This window comes from Microbulbifer sp. MKSA007, from assembly GCA_032615215.1.
GTDB lineage: Bacteria > Pseudomonadota > Gammaproteobacteria > Pseudomonadales > Cellvibrionaceae > Microbulbifer.
Genome location: CP128433.1, coordinates 3,310,587 through 3,329,060, shown reverse-complemented (window position 1 = coordinate 3,329,060; position 18,474 = coordinate 3,310,587). Strand labels below are relative to the sequence as shown.

Annotated in this window: 16 protein-coding genes and 2 pseudogenes; 7 read left to right on the top strand and 11 right to left on the bottom strand. The window is 48.2% G+C overall.

Going from position 1 to position 18,474, the window contains the following annotated elements; genetic code table 11:
• Nucleotides 1-165: 165 nt before the first annotated feature.
• The 5 genes and pseudogenes from QT397_17660 to QT397_17640 form a co-directional block, all read right to left on the bottom strand.
• Nucleotides 166-867: a UPF0149 family protein gene (locus tag QT397_17660; GenBank protein WNZ54703.1), complete on the bottom strand. Its 702-nt coding sequence runs from the start codon at nt 865-867 to the stop codon at nt 166-168.
• The gene (locus tag QT397_17655; protein ID WNZ54702.1) at nt 864-2,096 is read right to left on the bottom strand and encodes a restriction endonuclease subunit S; all 1,233 of its coding nucleotides are present in this window, start codon (nt 2,094-2,096) and stop codon (nt 864-866) included. Before QT397_17655 ends, QT397_17660 begins: the two co-directional genes overlap by 4 nt.
• Nucleotides 2,086-3,622, bottom strand: a pseudogene (locus tag QT397_17650) (type I restriction-modification system subunit M). The gene QT397_17655 and the pseudogene QT397_17650 overlap by 11 nt, the downstream one beginning before the upstream one ends.
• Nucleotides 3,609-3,767, bottom strand: a complete 159-nt coding sequence (locus tag QT397_17645; protein WNZ54701.1) for a hypothetical protein — start codon at nt 3,765-3,767, stop codon at nt 3,609-3,611. The pseudogene QT397_17650 and the gene QT397_17645 overlap by 14 nt, the downstream one beginning before the upstream one ends.
• Before the next feature lie 342 nt (nt 3,768-4,109).
• Nucleotides 4,110-4,370 (bottom strand): DUF551 domain-containing protein, encoded by a 261-nt coding sequence (locus QT397_17640; protein WNZ54700.1) that lies wholly within the window; start codon nt 4,368-4,370, stop codon nt 4,110-4,112.
• Nucleotides 4,371-4,672: 302 nt separating this feature from the next.
• Here QT397_17640 and QT397_17635 point away from each other — a divergent pair, with 302 nt between their 5' ends.
• Nucleotides 4,673-5,224, top strand: coding sequence for a hypothetical protein (locus tag QT397_17635; protein WNZ54699.1), 552 nt, complete (start codon nt 4,673-4,675; stop codon nt 5,222-5,224).
• Nucleotides 5,225-5,270: 46 nt separating this feature from the next.
• Here the strand turns inward: QT397_17635 and QT397_17630 are convergent, their stop codons facing one another.
• From QT397_17630 to QT397_17620, 3 genes are all read right to left on the bottom strand, one after another.
• Nucleotides 5,271-6,017 carry a siderophore-interacting protein gene (locus QT397_17630; GenBank protein ID WNZ54698.1) on the bottom strand — a complete coding sequence of 249 codons (747 nt, stop codon included), beginning with the start codon at nt 6,015-6,017 and terminating at the stop codon, nt 5,271-5,273.
• Between the two features lie 5 nt (nt 6,018-6,022).
• Nucleotides 6,023-6,472: a MarR family transcriptional regulator gene (locus QT397_17625; protein ID WNZ54697.1), complete on the bottom strand. Its 450-nt coding sequence runs from the start codon at nt 6,470-6,472 to the stop codon at nt 6,023-6,025.
• A 168-nt stretch (nt 6,473-6,640) separates the two neighbouring features.
• Entirely contained in the window at nt 6,641-8,365 is a 1,725-nt protein-coding gene (locus QT397_17620) for a hypothetical protein (GenBank protein ID WNZ54696.1), read from the bottom strand.
• Between the two features lie 438 nt (nt 8,366-8,803).
• Here QT397_17620 and QT397_17615 point away from each other — a divergent pair, with 438 nt between their 5' ends.
• The 5 genes from QT397_17615 to QT397_17595 all read left to right on the top strand — a co-directional run bounded on the left by QT397_17615 (nt 8,804) and on the right by QT397_17595 (nt 13,294).
• Nucleotides 8,804-9,196: a hypothetical protein gene (locus tag QT397_17615; GenBank protein WNZ54695.1), complete on the top strand. Its 393-nt coding sequence runs from the start codon at nt 8,804-8,806 to the stop codon at nt 9,194-9,196.
• A gap of 184 nt (nt 9,197-9,380) precedes the next feature.
• Nucleotides 9,381-9,815 carry a hypothetical protein gene (locus tag QT397_17610; GenBank protein ID WNZ54694.1) on the top strand — a complete coding sequence of 145 codons (435 nt, stop codon included), beginning with the start codon at nt 9,381-9,383 and terminating at the stop codon, nt 9,813-9,815.
• Nucleotides 9,816-10,075: 260 nt separating this feature from the next.
• Complete coding sequence (locus QT397_17605) at nt 10,076-10,420, top strand: hypothetical protein (protein ID WNZ54693.1); 345 nt, start codon at nt 10,076-10,078, stop codon at nt 10,418-10,420.
• 850 nt (nt 10,421-11,270) lie between these two features.
• On the top strand, nt 11,271-12,494 hold the full coding sequence (locus QT397_17600) for an enterotoxin (HBL) (GenBank protein ID WNZ54692.1): 1,224 nt from the start codon (nt 11,271-11,273) through the stop codon (nt 12,492-12,494).
• Between the two features lie 365 nt (nt 12,495-12,859).
• Complete coding sequence (locus QT397_17595) at nt 12,860-13,294, top strand: hypothetical protein (GenBank protein WNZ54691.1); 435 nt, start codon at nt 12,860-12,862, stop codon at nt 13,292-13,294.
• A gap of 82 nt (nt 13,295-13,376) precedes the next feature.
• Here the strand turns inward: QT397_17595 and greB are convergent.
• Both greB and QT397_17585 read right to left on the bottom strand, forming a co-directional pair.
• A pseudogene (greB, locus tag QT397_17590) lies at nt 13,377-13,876 on the bottom strand (transcription elongation factor GreB).
• A 39-nt stretch (nt 13,877-13,915) separates the two neighbouring features.
• Nucleotides 13,916-15,862, bottom strand: coding sequence for a S9 family peptidase (locus tag QT397_17585; GenBank protein ID WNZ54690.1), 1,947 nt, complete (start codon nt 15,860-15,862; stop codon nt 13,916-13,918).
• Nucleotides 15,863-16,125: 263 nt separating this feature from the next.
• On the opposite strand from QT397_17585, the gene QT397_17580 reads away from it, so the two are divergent.
• Nucleotides 16,126-16,980, top strand: coding sequence for a 3-keto-5-aminohexanoate cleavage protein (locus QT397_17580; protein ID WNZ54689.1), 855 nt, complete (start codon nt 16,126-16,128; stop codon nt 16,978-16,980).
• A 584-nt stretch (nt 16,981-17,564) separates the two neighbouring features.
• Here the strand turns inward: QT397_17580 and QT397_17575 are convergent.
• Nucleotides 17,565-17,963 carry a DUF5992 family protein gene (locus QT397_17575; protein WNZ54688.1) on the bottom strand — a complete coding sequence of 133 codons (399 nt, stop codon included), beginning with the start codon at nt 17,961-17,963 and terminating at the stop codon, nt 17,565-17,567.
• Nucleotides 17,964-18,474: the final 511 nt, after the last annotated feature.

Here is an 18,474-nt window from a genome sequence, read left to right as displayed (position 1 = left end):
TAATGATTAGAATTTATTTGACCCTGCCCCTTTCTGCCTACTGGCTATCATTGGGGCAGGGCTTGTTCCTTTGACTCAGGCAGTAGGTCTTTTGTACTTTTCCCCAAACTGTACCTAATGTTCGGTAAATGCAAGTACCTTTGTTCAATTTCAGTCTTTAGCGAGCTAATGCAAACAGCAGCGTTTAAATTTTTTACCGCTGCCGCAGGGGCAGGGGTCGTTGCGGCCGGTTTTTGGGTCGGCTTTGGGCTTGGTGTGATGGGGGCTGGTTGAGAGTTCCGGGGCGCGTTGTTGCAGCCAGTGGCGGTGCAGGGCGCGGGCGGCGGGTTCTATTTGGGTGACGGTTTGCTGGTGTTCGGTGGCTGTGAGGGTGTTCAATTGATCGATGTATTCCTCGCTGCCGTGCAGGGCGATGGCTTGCAGATGGGTAACCAGTTCTGCTGGCAGGCTGGGCCATTGGCCCAGGTCGACGGCGCGCATATAGCCGAAGCACCACTCCTCGGGGATGGTAACCGGGGCTTCGCCTTCTTTCTCAAAGAGGTTAAATAAGGCCTGGAATTCTTCCGGTGTTTCCACCAGCATCATGGCATTGCTGTTCATCAGGTGGAACAGCAGCGCCATAAAGCGCTGCATCTCTTCCTCGGACTCCCACTCTGGCTCATTGCCGGGGCCGCCCCATAGGGCGGAGAACCAGCGGCTGGGGGGAATCATTTCCGGGCCGGAGACCAGGGCGGTGAGAAAGCCGTCCAGCTCGCAGATATCCAATATTGAGTCGTCGTTGCCGTATTTGTGCAGTACTTCGTCTATATAATCCAGATCGGCTTCACTGATGGGCGTATCGAGATCGACGGTTTCGCTAAATGTCATTGGGTATTCTCCACTTGGACCTGGCGCTTACCGGTGAGCAGCTGCTGCATCAGGGCTTTTTTCTCTCGCTTTAGGCAGTCGAGTTTTTGTTGCAGAGTTTCGATTTCCCGATCGGCGCTGGATAGGGTTGCGGCGATTTTTTGTTGTTCCTGAATACTAGGAACTAAGAGTTGAAGAGAAAAGAAATCTGCCGGTTTTACATTGAGTAATCCGTTAGCCCTTCCACCTTCATGAGCAATTTGAGAGAGTGCTTTATTGAGAATACCTGATTCAAAAAAGTGCTCAAAGTAGTCACTATTTCCCGTAGAGCTGTTTTGTAGTTCAAAACAAATGTATAGCGTTGTTACAACCCCATCTTTATAGCGATTTAGCCTTTTTATTGCCCCCATTGGATAGCCATTTGAATAACTTTTATTGTAAGCAAATTGCCCTTTTTTTAATAAGAAGTAGCCATCTAACGTCGATGAGGCAACGGATTTTTTAAAAAATTCCTGTTGGCGAATTAAGCCATGTTGCCCTGATATCGTAACAACATTTGTGCTTTGCCCCGCATTTTTAGTTGTAACCCTAGTGAAGATACTGTCAAGTTTATGACGTTGCCACTCCCCACTAAACCGAACCCCATGCTTATCCCGCAGGCGCTTTTTGCCGGTGAGCAGTTGCTGCATCAGGGCCTTTTTCTGCTGGTGGCTGTTGGCGAGCAGTTTTTCGCTGGTGTCGATGGCCTTATCCCAGGTGGATAGGATTTGGACGATCTTTTTTTTTTCGGGGAGTGGTGGAAGGTTAACTGGGTATTCTTTTACAGAATTAGTGTCAAGTCGACCAGTTCCGTGACCGGCGGTGCTCACAAGTTGTCGGATTTTGTGTTTTTCACCCGCAAGTAAGAAGGACAGGAAAAGCCCATTTACATCATTAGTGGGAATTAATGCCTTCAAATCCTGATTAAAAGCTACTTCCCTTTCCGCATAACCTACAGGAAAGTCATTTAATAAGGTCATACCCCTTACAAGAATTAATGAGGCTCCTTCAGGTGCCTTTTTGGCTTTTGCAAAACCCTGTGGGGTAAGTGTATCAATGCTGCTATTAAGGTAATGAGATTTTAAATCCTTCCCTGAAATCCAAGGCTCTGTACCTCCCCAAAATTCCGTATTTTGTTTGCTCGGAGTACCGCCAGAGGTAAATTTGGCTATGTCACCGATTTGGGTTGCTATCCAACCATTAATTGACATAACCCAACTCCTGCAAATACTGCTCCATTTCCCCCTCCAGCTCGTTTAACTGAGCCTTAAGCTGCTGCCGCTCGGCGCGCACTGCCAGCAGGTCGATCTCTTCCTCCTCCTCGAAGGTATCCACATAGCGGGGGATATTCAGGTTGTAGTCGTTATCCTGAATTTCCTTGAGGCTGGCTACATAGGCGTATTTGTCCAGGTCGACGCCCTGGCGGTAGGTGGCCACTACCTTGTCGATATTGTCCTGGGTGAGCAGGTTCTGGTTTTTGCCCGCTTTAAATTCCCGCGAGGCATCGATAAACATCACGCTGTCGTCCTGCTTGTCGCGGGCGAAAATCAGGATGGCGGCGGGGATGCCGGTGCCGTAAAAGTTTTTCCGGCAGGCCGATCACGGCGTCCAGCAGGTTTTCCTCAATCAGCTGCTTGCGGATCTTGCCTTCGGCGGCACCCCGGAACAGCACGCCGTGGGGCACTACCACGCCCATGCGCCCGCTCTTGGGATTGAGGGTTTCGACCATATGCAGGATAAAGGCGTAGTCCCCCTTGGTTTTTGGCGGTACGCCGCGATTAAAGCGGCCGAAGGGATCGTTGCCGGCTTCGTCGTGGCCCCACTTGTCCAGGGAGAAGGGCGGGTTGGCGGTGACGATGTCGAACAGGTCCAGGTTGCCGTTTTTGTCCAGCAGCTTGGGGTTGCGAATGGTATCGCCCCATTCGATTTTGTGGTTGTCCTCGCCGTGCAGGAACATATTCATCTTGGCCAGAGACCAGGTGGAGCCGATGGCTTCCTGGCCGTAGAGTTCGTACTGCTTGCTGTCGTGGTGTTCCCGCACCTTGCGCCCGCACTTCATCAGCAGGGAGGCGGAGCCGCAGGTAGGATCGCAGATGCGGTCGCCGGGGCGGGGGTCGAGCAGTTCGGCGATCAGCTCGGATACTTCCGGTGGGGTGTAGAACTCGCCGGCCTTCTGGCCGCCGCTGGCGGCGAAGTTCTTGATCAGGTATTCGTAGCCGTTGCCGATCACATCCAGGTTACCCACGCGGCTGGGGCGCAGGTTCAGCTCGGTTTTGGCGAAGTCTTCCAACAGGTGGCGCAAGATGGTGTTCTTCTGCTTTTCCTCGCCCAGCTTATCGGTATTGAAGGAGATATCCTGGAACACGCTCTTGCCGGCGTCCTTGAGCTTGGTGCCGTTGGCCTCTTCGATGGCGTGCAGGGCCTGATCGATACGCTCGCCATTGCCGGGCTCGTGGCGGTGCTCGTACAGGGTGTAGAAGCTGGCACTCTGCGGCAGTACAAAGCGCTCGCTCTTCATCATCTCTTCGATCAGCTCCGGCTCGTTGCCGTAGGTTTCCACATACTCCTCGTAGTGGTCCTGCCACACATCGGAGATGTACTTGAGGAACAGCATGGTGAGGATAAAGTCTTTGTAGGTATCGGCGCTGATGGTGCCGCGAAAGGTGTCGCAGGCATTCCACAGGGCCTTGTTGATGCTGTCCTGGCTGATCTGTTCGGCGGCGCTATTGCTGCTCATGGGGTGCTTCTTGTCCTTGGTGTACTGCTGGGGCACTGTGGCCCAGTTGAATTCGGTTTGCGCTGGCATTGCTACAGGTGTTGTCTCGGGCGTTGTTACCCGGTTTTACGCTGCTATCTGTTTGGGTGGCTCGCTGGTCGGGCATGGTCGGGAATTGGTTGCCCGATGGTGCGAGAGCTTCCCAGATAAGACCGGGCCAAACCCGGGTTGCGCTAAATGTTGGGGATGGTGATTCAGCTGCCGGGTGGCGTCAAGGGTTGTAGGGCAGTCTGTCTCTTTAGGGGAGTTGAGTTGGTTGTTTATTGTTCAGTGATAAGTGAGGACAATTAGTGATATGCAATCTGGTTTGGAGGGGCTGACCTGTCTGGTTGCCCCTTTTTAGAGTGAGGGATTTGTAACTGCTACTGGTGCGCTATTCAATCTCAGCAGCTATCAATAGATAGCTGCTGTCGAAGAGTTCAAACCTGTCAGAACTGAACTGTTCGCTTTAATTGGTTTCGGTAGATTCAACAATGATTGAGATAGGCATCCAGCCCAGATAATTGTGGGCATTTTCATAGTGGTCCATGCCAACTTCCCAGGTGCGCGTAATAACACCATTAGAGCTGTTGGTGGATTTCCATATAACTCGGACGTAACCGCGAGAGGTCGCATCGGACTGTTCGGGCAAGCGTTCTTGGCAATTAATCCATTGGGGCAATTCTAAGTTGGGTACACCTTTGGCAGAGGGTGACAGATCTTGGCTCAATGGGAGTCTCCAGTTCGAATTTTTAAGAAATATATCAGTTTTTCTGCCTTTTTCTAGGTTGTTTTTTTAGGTGTCCCTATTTTTTATTTTTAAAATTTATTCGGGTATCGCTTTTAGATTTATTCGCCGGTTTATGGTAGTTGTTTTTTACTGTCAGTTTGAAAAAGTACATTGTGTGTAACCATTTTTTGTTCGGTCTTTGGGGTTAGGCTTGATCAAACTAAAGTCGATGCCTTTGATATTTAAGTTGTATTGAATTTTCAGCTCGATGATAGGCTTGTTTTTATTAAAGGAGAGTGTTTATGCAGAAAAACTTGGGTGCAGCAGTTTTGGGTTTTGTATTCTTCTTTGCTGCAATAAATTACGCTAACTCTGAAGATAAAAAAGTGGGAGAGGTAAGCGTTCTCACTAGTCCTTTCGACTACTGTGCAGTGGTGGTAAATGATGACAACCCAGTTCAGCGCTTTGCCGGACAAGCTATGCCAGAGGAAATCGTTGATGGTATCAGAAGAGCGGCCAATCTCGGTGCAGAAGCACCTGAAGATTGGGTCGCGAGGGGGACTTATTGGCGATGTATGGATGGAAGTGTCTATGCCTGCTTTGTTGGGGCTAATCTCCCCTGTGATGAGAAAGCTGACACTAGTCGGGAGCCGAGTAGTGCCATGATTTCATATTGCAAAGATAATCAAAGTTCCGGGACCGTTCCTGCGGTAGTGGCTGGCCGTGCCTCTATGTATGAATGGCGCTGTAGGTCGGGTGCCCCGGAAATTATCAGGCAGATTTCTAAACTCGATGCTCGGGGTTTTTTGTCTAATTATTGGTATCGGTTAAATAAGCCTGCTTCTGTTGAATAGGGAAAGCCTACAATCAGAGGGCTTTCTCTTCCCGCCTATCTATAAGTTATCCCTGTCCTTCCATCTTTTCATTGTCCATGCGCTTGGCGAGTTTGTGGCCTTCGTCCGACTGCCCAATTTTCCAGTAACTGGAGATATAAATATGGGTTTTGGGGATTACTCTTTCCTGCTTAAAGAATTGCCGTAGGGTGCGCATGCTGTCGAATTCGCAGGCGGCCCATACGGAGGCCTGTCCATCGAGCCAGGTTAGTGTCTGTAATTTTTCCAGGAGTTTCTCGCCGGATGGAGCCGGATTGATAATCCATTGGATTTGCAGGTTCTCTGGGTGTTCCAGCTCCTGAATATCCGCTTCACTGGACACCTCAATTAATGCGTAACCCTTTGCATCCTTGGGTAGCTCCGCAAGGTTTACACTGATAGCTGGCAGTGCAGTCATATCCCCCAATAGTAAAAACCAGTCTGCCTCGGGATTGGTCATTTTTTTGGGGCCGGGGCCGCGGGTTAAGATCGTATCGCCGGGCTGTGTTTTAAGTGCCCAGCTTAGAGCGGGCCCTTCGTGTTCATGCAGGGCGAAGTCGATATCAATTTCAGTTTCACGTTGGTGTCTGATGGTATAGCTTCGCAATAGCGGGCGCTCGCTTCCCGCTTGTGGAAACAGAAATTTGATATAGGCGCTTTCCTGGTTGGGGGCGAGAGTTTTTAGATCATCGCCACCGAGAGTGATGCGCAGCATATTTTCAGTAACTTGTGTCCTGCGAATAACGACCAATTCTCTGGTAACTTTCTCGGCCATAGGGTTTAGCTCCTTTCGTCAGGGGTGGAGTGCTCTTTCATATTGGCGACCATAACGCTGGCAATGCGGGCGAAGTTTTCTAGCTCTTCAGTACTCAAGTTGCGAGTCATTTGTCTGGCCACTTCAGCTTCTTGTCCGCTCACTTTTTCCAGCGTGCTTATTCCGTCTGTAGTTAGTGTCAAAAACTGGCTGCGCCGGTCATTGGGGTTGTCGGTCTTTTCGATTAACCCTGAGTGCACCAGGTCGTTTAGCACTCGTGTTACTTGGGCTTTGTCCAAATTCATCCGTTGGGCAATTGACCGGGCTGTACTTAAAGGAAATTTGAAGACGCCTTTGAGTACCCGTATATGGCTCACCGGCAAGCCAATTTGCTGCTCCTGAATGCCAGCTCGCAAACGCCGTTTGTAGGCATGAATAAGCTGGTGGAGGGATTCATTGATTGCGGTATCTTTCATGGCGCCATGCTAACTGGTTGATAGTGTCAACTTTATTGATATTGGTTGACTCTGTCAACTAAGTTCAGATGGAAGGAGGTTGGGTTGATAGTCTGTGGAGGGTAATTTGGTTGGGGGTGCAGGGAGGCTGGGAAGGGGGTATCCCCTTCCCGTGAGCTTAATTAGGTGTTACCAAGTTAAGCTGATATCGGTTCCATCAAACTTTACATCTGAATCGTACACATACTTCAAGGTGCCTTTCCAGAAGGAGCCGTGCCATTCCCAGTCGGCATCGTAACTGACTTCATTGAGCACCTTCTGTCTAAAAGCATCAAAGCTGCCGTAGCGCTCTTCACTTCCCATGATGACGACCCAGGTCTGCTCGTTCCAATCGCAGGTCACAGTGTTGGAGTCACCGTTGCCACAGGGGTAGCGGACGGCTACGTATCCATCATCTTCCCTACCAAACTTCCAGTTACCGCTGCGGGACTCCTGCTCGAACTCTTCGGGCCACTGTAGTGCGACATCGGAGCCGCCGGAGTGAAACAGTTCTATCTCCGGGTAGGGGTTGTATTGGATCACGGCGACATTGTTTACCTGCTTTATTTTCGGCAGGTGGTCGTTTTGCATGGTGCTATTGCCGTCGCCGACTTTTGCCCAGATAGATTGGGAACCGGTGGTGGCTATCCAGGGGGTTTGCTGGTAGCCCTGGCGGCCTCCCCAATAATTCTGGATGGAGTGCATCATGACTCCGCCATCTTTGTACATGGAGAAGTTGGCCGAGGAGAGGACGGAGCTGCGGCTGAATACAGCCCCCGCCTTGGCGGCCGCAGGGGCGGCTGCTTCCGATAGACCCAGGAACTGGTCAAATGCTTTGAGCCCCTCATAACCTTCGAGTTGGTATTTGCTGGCGAACCAGGCGGTATCCGCTGCGACATCGGGGTGGAAGTAGGCTCCCTGGCTCCAATAGAAGGGTACGCGCTCTTCCCGGGGGAAGTCTGCATAGATCTCGTTTCTGGCATCCCCCAGCGAATGGCCGACTGAATAATTTATGTTGAGATCTTTACCGAAATATTCGAAAACCTCATCGGTGATTTCCAAACCGGATGTGGCGAGCATAACGCCGGCGGGGCTGGGTGTGCGTACTGACTCTTTGCCCAGACCTGTTAGGAGGTAGATAATCCGGTTGATATTCCCTCCGGACCCATTGCGGCGGTAGCCGTCATTACTGCGCCCGGCTGCGGCGAAGTTGATCCCCTGGTCGTTGGTCACCAATAAAATATCTTGCAGCAAGCGATGAGCAGCGCCGATTGCAAGTTCACGGATTTCCTCATCTTCTGCAAAGTCTACAAGGTTTAACAGTGCCGAGAGGGTATAGGGGTAGTAAACGGGGGAGTAAAACTCATAGAAACCATATTGGTTCTTCACTTCCAGATAACGCTTTAGACGCTTATAAGTTCTGTCGTCCTCAAATGCCCCATATTTCTCCTGGAGGAGATATTGGGCAGAAGTGTACATGATCATATGATTTTCTGAAGCAAAGACATGGTCACCCGTCCCGCCTTCTTTAAACCAGAAGTGATAGCCGTCGAGTGCGGCAAAGAGTTCGTTTTTGATTTCGGGGCGGAAGAATAAGATGCGGATTAGGCGGGTGAGAGTGAAGTCAGAATTTTTCTTGCCGCCGTTGCGGAGTACATCCAGGTTCTTATTTAGCGCATCCCAGTTGAGATCATCACCGGTGTATGCCTGAAGTACGACGGCAGTATCGTTGGTAGAGGTGACACCTTCCTCAATATATTGCAGCTGCCTGTCAATATAGGCGCTCTCATCAAAGGACTGGGCTTGAGATGTCGCTGACTGGATCGCCAATCCTAATAAGATCGGGTACAGCACTCCTGCTGATGGCACTTTCATAAGTACTAGTTCCTATTTGGTTTTAATTGATTTATAAAATAAATACAATCGTACCACCTATCTATTACATAAATTTGGCGCTTGAGAAGCTAGTTATTTTCTTTCGGGATTAGTTGCAAAAACGATCAGCGGATATTGCTGGTTCTCAAATTGAAAGTATTTTTCAAATAGTCATTCTTGAGAAGTAGGGGGCTAGTGCTTTATCTAATTTTTCTGGCATTTCTGCTGTGTCTAATTGGTACGCAGGCGTACTCAAGATAAATCTGGTTTATGCTTTGTATTACTGGGTAGGTAAAGTAGAAAAGTTACTCTGTCATCTCGGGTGGGGCTGTGATTCGCGCGTTAGGCTATCTTCCGTTGAGTGACGATGGTTCTTCTATATTGTGGTTTGATTCGCGAGTAAATATTGCAGTGGCCCTACAACTCTAGGAGAGGGAGATGAAAAACCTACTGATATTCTTCGCAGCCGGAAGTCTCGGTGCTTTGGCAAACAGTATTGCGGTGTGGCTATTTGGCCAGTTGGGGATTAATGCCGCTTTTGGCGTATCAATTTCCCCTCCTCTATCTCCTGAGTGGATTTATCCTCGTATTGTTTGGGGTGGCTTGTGGGGGCTGTTGTTTATTCTTCCGTTCTGGTCATCGAAGTTGCTTTCAAAAGGGGCTCTTCTTAGTTTGTTTCCCTCTGCATTTCAATTGTTTGTGGTTTTCCCAGTAATGGCCGGGATGGGTGTTGCCGGATTTGAGTTAGGAGTTTTAACACCAGTTCTGGTGTTGTTTTTCAATTGGGTCTGGGGTGTTGTTGCTGCCCTAGCTATTAAGGCTGCTCGGTAATAGGGTGTTAACTTTGCGGTAGTAGGCTTGGCGCTATAGAAATGTTGACGTTGTTACTTCAGGGGTAGTTTGACCTCGCTATATCGCTTTTCTCCTGCAAACTATCGATCTTATGTCAAGGTTGTACATTACTCATGTAATCTATCTATTTCGTATCAAAGTTATTCGAATGGGGAAGTTGAACGTGGGAAAAACGGCAAAAATCTGTAGCCTTATCTGCTCTATGATAATTCTTGTGATGGGCTTTATTACACCTTCACAAGCAGCTGAGACTAAGCGGATACTAATCGTTGCTTCTAATCTTCAGGATATGGGTGATCCGGAGAAGCATGATGCGAGAAATAATTTGTGGGAGTACGCTACGCCTTACCATGTTTTTGTTTCCCATGGGTATGACGTGGACTTTGTTTCGCCAAAAGGTGGGGTGGTCCCGTTTATGATGGATCCACTGGGGATTAGTAGTTACACCATCAAACATGAAGGTTTTTTAGAGCGGGCTAATAGTTCACTAAAGCCTGAGAAAGTAGTTATAGAGAATTTTGCAGCTGTTTATATCGGTGGAGGCTATGGAACCTTATTTGATGTGGCATCTAATCGTGAGCTGCTAAGGAGCCTCTGAATAACTCCATAATGCCTCTGCGGGTCTTGAAGGCTGCAGATGTTAGGCGCAGCTCGCCGCGAATGGCCGTAGCCCTTGGCAAGAGCTGCAACGCAGCAGCTGTGGCCTTCAAGGCCCGCCCTTCGGGGCTTGCAGAGCGATTCACACTCCGCGTTGCGACTTCTTGAAAGGTCTAGACATTCCTGCGAAGCCGCGCCTTGATTGTGAACCGCTCTGCATGCCAGAGGTATCACGGAGTTATTCAGAGGCTCCCTAATATTATGGGTGGGATTTACCAGAAAGGGGGAGTTGTGGGCAGCTGTGGCCATGGGGCAGGTGCGTTTGCAGATGTGAAACTGAAAGATGGCCATTATATGGTAAAGGGCAAGAAGGTTGCCGGTTTCCCGAACTCTACAGAAAAAGAGAAGTCATGGGCTAAGCAGGGTACTTTATTACCGTTCTTGGTAGAGGAACGCCTTCGTGAGAATGGAGCCATTATTATTAATAAGGATAATGTTGCTGATAAGCATGATGTAATATCTGATCAGCGTATTGTTTCTACAATGTTTTTACCTTCTTCTGCACTGGTTGCAAAAGAAATGTTGGGTTTAATCGAGAGCAACTAAATTGCTCCAGTACTTTATTGTGTATTTGCTCTATCGTTAGGCAGTCACTCTGCGGGTCAAGCTCTAACGAGTTTGGCCTCGATGCGACCAATCTCTACCTGTTAGTTTCATATGCTATAGCGCGGACATGCCAACTCGGGATCACTCGATCGCCCTGTAGCTTAATCTTGTCTCTGCATATTTATCTGCCATTCTTTCTAAAGGGAACTGAAATCGGCGGCAGTGAATATGCGTCCATTTATTGTATTAATAATATCGGTAACTTTGGGGAAGCTGGCCTATGTGTTTAGCCCCTCTCTGGGGAACAATGTAATAGTGGCCTTATTGGCCCTATTAGGTGTGGTTCCCTATTTGTTAATGCCGATTAGATCCGAGTTTTTCAGGGCGCAAATTCTTCAATGGGCTAAACAGAATAATATTGGCGTTTTGAGACTCGAGAGCAGGGGGTTTTCCAAAGGACGATTGTTTTGGCGTGTATCTGATGCGCAAAGCGTCTTCTGTGTTACCTCAAGAGAAGTCACTTACTGGGTGGCCTGCGGCTCGTGGCTGCTGGGTTCTTATAGTCGGAAGCTACTGGTCTACAAACAGGTTGGAAGTGTTCTGGACTTGGTTGCAGCATTTGACGGAGATAATTGCCTGGTTGAGTGACTCTGTTTGGCGGTTATTTGCCTTAAGAGTTCGCCTTAATAGCAGCAATGTGAATATAAATATATTTTTGTTTGCGATTCATTATAAGAAGTAACCCATTGATTATAAAAAAGCCTGATATATTTGGCCGCGGTTCAACAAAGGTGTTTTCCATGGCGTTTCGCTGGTTTCATCTTTAATTTTCATTAAGAGAGAAATAAATATGTCACAGGTAAGTGATGACTTAGATTTGGTGGCGAAGAAAACGTCCAGCCCAGTGGTGGTGAAACTTTCATTAGCCAAAGCGTTTAAGAAAAGTGCCGAACCTATTCGTGATACTCAGATTACTTACAAACAGAATGTTGTTGCAATTAACACTCTGGTTACCAGTGTGTTGTCCTCGAGTTTGCCCACTTTAAATCAAAATCCACCGGATTGGAGTGATTTTGTAACAGCCTACACACAGTCCAATGCAGATGCTTTGGACTGGGTAAACAATGTACTAGCCAGGCTTCTGGATGTGCCTGGTGAAGTACAGAGCTATAACAGTGTTATCAGCCAGCTTTTACAGGATGCCCTTTCTCAAGCGAATATCCTCAAAAATGACCCGAGTAATAGTTCTGCACTGCAAATACTCAAGAATGATTTGAACTCAATTACCTCGCAACTGGGAATTGTTTCAACCTTTATCAGTGGTGCGATTAAGGCAATTCAAGGGTTTCAAGATAAACTGCCAGATATGGCGACACAATTGCAGTCAATTGCCGACAATTCTGTAAAGGATTCCCAGGCTGACGAGAAGAAAATTGCTGATCTAAAGCAGGATATCAAGAATTTACAGGCAGATATCAAATCCCTGACTGCCAGCATCGTTGCTCTGGGTATTGCCGATGCCACTGCTATCTCTCTGGGGACGGTTGCTTCTATCGTGGCTTTTCCTGAGGGCTTGTTGACCTGGTTTGTGATGGGGCCGGTGGCTGCTGTGGCATCAACCTTTATTGCTCTGGATGCTGCAAAAATTGTTGCCGATCAAAAGAGTATTCAGGATAAACAGGCAGAGATGGACCTGATCACTGCTGATGTATCTACTCTACAAATGTTGTCTCAGAGCTTTGGGCAGCTAGCAGAAGAAACCCAGCAAGTTGAAGATAATTTACAGGCCGTGTTACAAGAGTGGCAAACGCTTGAAAGTGATGTTTCCGGTGCGATAAGTGACATTCAAACTGCGATCTCTGATGAAGAGGGGGCGAACTATACAGCTGTTATCAATGACCTTAACGGTGCCGTGGCCGAGTGGAATGATGCTTATTCCCAAGCGGGCAGCCTGTTTATTGAGCTCAACGTGAACAATGCAGAATTGAACATTGGAATGAGTTCCGAACAGGTTAAATCGGCTTTTTCTACTGGAAGCACTGTTGGTGTGATTCAGTATTATAATAATCTATAAAAAGAGTTTTTTAGTTTTACTGAAGGCTTATCCAAAAGGGTAAGCCTTTATTGGCTTTTTATAAGGGCGTATAGGTTCGCTTCTAAGGTTGTTACAGAATGACTATCGATTTTTACTTGGGGCTCATACCATTTAATTAGCTTTTGGTGGCGATGGATACTCTTGCGCGGTCTGATGGCTTCGATATGATAAGCAGAATAAGTAACAGGTTGTACTTGTGAAGTTTGAAATCGCATTTTCTATGGGCACATTTCAATTCGTGTATTTGTAAGCGATTCTAGATTATTTTCATCTAGTGTTTTGGTAAACGGTGACTTGAGATACTATGGCCACACTTCGGCGGACCCTGAAAGTGTACAAGCCCTATGAATGATATTTATAAAGCCCCTAAAAGTGAATTAAATACCAGTAAGTACCATTCTTTGATTGAGAGATTACTGAAAGAGCAGAGTATGCCCCTCTCGATATTCGCGGTGTTGTTAGGTACTTTTAGTACGCTGGTTTTACTCTCATTTGCCCGCAGTATTATCCCTTTGTATGTTTATGTGATCCCAGGATTTATTGCCGGTATCCTCGTTAAGTTTATGGGGCGGCCTGTTACAGCATCCTACCGCGTGATTCCTGGGTTATTGAGTGGGGTGATCGTCTCTATCTGGGTGAGCTTAGGGGGGATTTCCATTTATATATTTTTACTTCCACTACTAAACATCTTGTGTTGTCTGGCTGTGTCAAGGCGCCGATTAAACTATGAGGAGGAGAAAGCGTTGTATAAGTATCGGCATGGATTGGTAAAATTATGATAATGACTATCTCAGCTTGGTTGTTTAGAGGTCGTATTTAGTTCTATAAGTACGACCTCTTCATAGGCTCTGGAGGCCGAAACTACTCCTCGTAACGAATGTCAGTAATATAAAAAGTCTTCCACTTTTCTCCCTGACGAATATCTACTTCATCATCGAGCTTGCGCCCTAATAAAGCACGGGCAACGGGGGAGTCCATGGATATCAAGCCTGCTTTTACATCGAATTCATCGGGTCCCACAATGCGGTAGCAAACACTCTCGCCCTCATCATCTTCAAGTGTTACCCAGGCGCCAAAAAAACCTTTTCCTTATCGTCCGGTATTCGATCTACAACAGTAATCTCTTCCAGGCGCTTGGTGAGAAAGCGCACGCGGCTGTCGATTTCCCGCAGTCTTTTTTTACCGTAGATATAGTCTGCGTTTTCCGAGCGATCTCCCAGCTTGGCGGCGTCGCTAACTGCCTGGGTTACCCGGGGGCGCTCCTCCTCCCAGAGGTGCTTAACTTCGGCGCGCATACGCTGCGCGCCCTCTGCGGTGATGTAGCGGGAGCCGCGTGGACGCGGCGGTCTCCATCTTCCCATAGTATTTTTTTAATCTCTTTCTAATACAATATTATTTAATTATAGGTTTTCGATGGTAATTCCCGGGCCGGGTTCCGCGAGCGGGAAATCAAATATGCGGCTGTAGAATTCAAGCTCTCCCTCCAGGGCCAACTTGATGCTGTCGCCGCTGCGGAATCCATGCCCTTCATTGGCAAATGTAATATAAGACACCGGGATACCTCGCTCCCTCAGGGCATCCACCATGGTTTCGGCTTGGTTGGGTGGTACTACCTTGTCCTCCATGCCCTGGAAGAAAATCACAGGGCAATTCAGCTTTTCCACATCGTTAATGGGGGAGCGCTGAAGGTAGACTTTTTCTGCGGAAGGCCAGGGCCCTACCAGTTTATCCAGGTAGCGGGACTCAAACTTGTGGGTGTCTTTGGCGAGGCTGCTCAACTCTCCAATTCCATAATGGCTGGCACCGGCTTTAAAGGTATCGTGGTAGGTTAACGCCGCCAGGACTGTGTAACCGCCGGCACTACCACCTTTGATCAGCAGGCGATTGGGGTCGGCGAGCCCATCTTCTACCAGGTATTCTGCACCGGCGCAGACATCTTCCACGTCATAGATACCCCATTTATCGGCGAGGCGGTCCCGATACTTGCGGCCATAGCCGGTACTGCCGGAGTAGTTTACGTCCAGAATGGCGAATCCCCGGCTTGTCCAGTATTGAACTTTCAGGCTGAGGCCTGCTGATGTAGCGCCGGTGGGGCCTCCATGACTAAATACAATCAGCGGTGGCTTATCGCCACTAGGTGCTTGGAAGTTGGGGTTGTGGGGTGGGTAATAAAACCCGTGTACGGCGCGATTATCCACTTGGAAAGTGACGGCTTGAGCGATGGAGAACAAATCGGTTGGCAGCGAGCTGCTATTGCTACTGGCAATCTGTTCCGTTTTACCCGTCTTTTGGTTAAAGCTAATAACAGCGGGAAAACTCTCTGCACCTGCGGCAATCATCACCCCGTTGCCATTTTCACAGTGCAGGCTTTCGATATCACAATAAGGCTGGGGAAGAGTTTGATACTCTCCGCTTTTTATGTCGACCTTTCCAAGGTGCCAAGTGCCATTCTGGGTGTAAGTACAGAGGATTTCTGTGGGGCTAATAAAGCCGTAAGTGGACATTCCAAATACCCACTGCGGAGTGGCGAATTCTGCTTCTTTTTCCCACAAGGGGTCGCTTTGTCCCAGCCTATATAGGTTCCACCAGTTGTTGCGATCAGAGACATAGCAGAGTTCGCCCTCAGGAGACCACTGGGGCTGAAAGACGGATTCATTCTCACCGCCGGCTACTTGGGTGACTTCACCGATATCTCCCGCCTGATCGAGTTTGGCGATACAGAGTTCTGTCGCGTCCCAGGGGAGGTTAGGGTGGTGCCAGCGCAGAAATGCGAGTCGATCACCGGCCGGATTCAGAGTTGGGTTCGAATAAAAGTCTGCCCCTTCTTGAAGGATTGTCGGCGGATTTGCCAGTGGGTTGTTTAGGTCTACCGCGATAATGCGCGCACGGGTTTCCTCGCCCTGTTGGTGGCCACTGGTATCTTCCTCGACACAAATTAATCGATTTCTCAGGGGGTCGATAATCAGATCGGCGTAGCGGGAGCTATTTTCTGCGGTGATTGCTTCGGGGATCGCATTGTCGAGCTTCATACGATAAATGCGCTGATCTTCTGCCAGTACGAAATAGGCGGTGTCACCGTAAACAAGATAACTGCCGCCTCCATATTCATGGGCTTTGGTGCGTACGGCGATAGGGGCGGGGGTGAGATCTCTGCGCCCATTTTTTGGACAATACTGCACCAGTACATTCCTGCCTTTTTCAGACGGGCGGGACTCCAGCCAGTAATAGCGGCCATCTACTAAATTGGCTTCTGCCAGGCGAACGCTGCCCTCCACGAGAAGTTCTGCGTTGATTGCAGATTTCCAGCTGCCGTAAGGGGCGATGGTTGGAGTGATAGTCTCGCTCATGAGGTACTTACTTCCTTATTGGGTTTTTTCGCATTCTGCCGAGATGAATCCGGGGAAACAAGGTGCCTTGGCGGGGGCCCTATGATAGTCTCGTATAACCAAGCAAGCGCTTGGTGCTGTATTTTGTCGATGCACTATCCAGAATCAGCTCTTCCACTCGCTCTGGTCCTTTTACGATCAGTTGGTGTTGTCGGAGCGACGCGCACACGCTGGATAGCCCTGTAAACAGCGGCCTTAACAAAGATAATTCAGGAGAGCCAGCGATGTCTGATGAAGTGGTGATTACTTGCGCCCTAACCGGAGTGCTTACCAACCCCCAGCAGCACCCGGTCCCGGTAACCCCCAAGGAAATGGCGGAATCCGCCCGTGAAGCCTACGATGCGGGGGCTTCCGTTATGCATGTTCATTTCCGCGCGCAAGAGGAAAATAAAGGCCATTTACCCACCTGGGACCCGCAAATAGCCTTGGAAATTGCCGATGCAATTCGCGATAAATGCCCTGGCGTTATTCTAAATTTTTCAACTGGCACTATCGGACGGGATCAGCAAGGCCCCTTGAGTTGTGTGCGTGCCGGTAAGCCGGAAATTGCCGCCTGTAATGCGGGAAGCCTGAACTATTTAAAGGCGCGATCCAACGGCACCTGGGCTTGGCCACCCATGGTATTTGATAACCCGGTTGATAAGGTAGAGGAGCTGTTGGCAGTTTGTCGGGAGACCGGTACCCGCCCGGAATTTGAGTGCTTTGATATCGGTATCGTTCGCTCTGTGGGAATGTATGCGGATGTAGGGATGGTGGATAAGCCCAACTACAACCTGGTGATGGGAGTGGCTTCAGGTATGCCTGCCGACCCCAATTTACTGGAGATTATTCCAAAATATATGAAGCCCGGCTGCTTATGGCAGAGCACAGTGATCGGCCGTGAGGAAATCTGGCCGGTGCATCGCAAGACTGCAGAATTGGGCGGCCATTTGCGCACTGGAGTTGAAGATACCTTTTACTTGCCGGGAGGAGAGCGGACTTCAGGGAATGGTCAATTGATTGAGGCTCTTGCGGCTGTAGCTGAAGAGACTGGGCGAAAGGTGGTGTCACCGAGTCGGGCGCGGGAGATTTTTTGTTAGAGGTGGTGTTGGCTTTTTAGAGCGCCCGGGATTTGAGCCGGGCTACTCTTTGGTATTTTCATAAATATGACTTGAAGTTTCCCTAGTTTTATTCTTTATATTTTTATTTAAAAAGTTTAATGCCGAGTAAAGCTTATTTTTTTGGCCATTTACATATCGACTATTTACTTATATTTAAATATTATTTCATGTTTAAATATAAGGGGCTTTTCTTGTGAGCTTTAAAAATGTACTTATGGCTTTTGGCTTGCTATCAGGAATAGCTCTGATGAATCGCAAAGGATGTGTAATGTAAAAGAAGAATATGATGAGATTAGTGTTGAGGTCTGCAAAATTTGGGTCTCTGCAATAATGGCCGCGGCTGTTGCGCAAAAAACAGTAAAACTCAAATACCTAGATGTAGGTAGTTGCAGTGCGGTTGATTTGGGAATATGGGGCGACACCGTTAAGGGGCCGGAATATATTCGTTCTTATCAATAAGTAAAAATATTCTTATAATCTATGATTGGGGTGGGCTTGTAGCTAGGTTTTACTGGCCGCGCCTGGCGTACAGTTAGGATCAGCCTGCTTCAGAGGCCCCAAGATTAAGAGCTTAGAATGTCAACAGATGAGGCAGTATCACAATCGGTAGTATCGGTTGCCCAAATATCAACTTTATTATTTGATACTAATGCGGCAGTTAATGCTGAATAGGCTCTATTCATTGCATCGACACTATTGTTAACCGCGGTCACATCAAATTTGATTCGTGAGTCGGCGCAAATCCCTGTTCCGCCGGAGACATTAAACCCAAAAGTACTCTCTCCGCCTGATGAGACCTTAGTAACTGTGGCGCCTTGCACAATAAAGCCGGAATCGGCGATTGTGGCTGTGGATATAAAGGAAAGCAGGATGCCGATTGTGATTTTTTTAGTTTCATAGTTATTTCGGGGTAGTTTAAAAGGCCAGATTGCAATTGAGTGCGTATGTGTTGAGGGTATCATAAATCTTTGAGCGGGTTTGATAAATATTTTTTACGGCCCGGGGACCTGAAAGAATTTGTGTCAGGGTATCTGCGGGTTTGTGTTAGGCGCCTCTTGAATTAATCACCCTCTGTTTAATATTTTTGTTGAAGTGCTTATAGAGCTGGCCTTTATATTGTTTAAGTTTTTCACTTATCCCAAAGAGTCCCTCCTTATGTCGGCGGCCTTGTCTTTAGGCTATTGATTGTTATTTTCTTTTATTAAATCAATTATATAGCTGAAGCTCGGTCAATCTTTACATTCCCCCGGTAGAATTCTTTTCTTTAGTCTGGTAGGCTCGCGCGCGGTTTGCGGATATCAAGATGAAATGCTTTTCCTTAAGGTATTTTCGTCAATATGGTCTCAACTAATAAATAAGAGACTGTCATTCAACGCTTAATTTGTCGTCAAGTGTTAATTTTTGCTGGGGTTGGGGGTTTTTGTGCAGAGTTGTGTTTCATGGGCAGAATTTGGTGGGGCGCGCTCTAGTTGG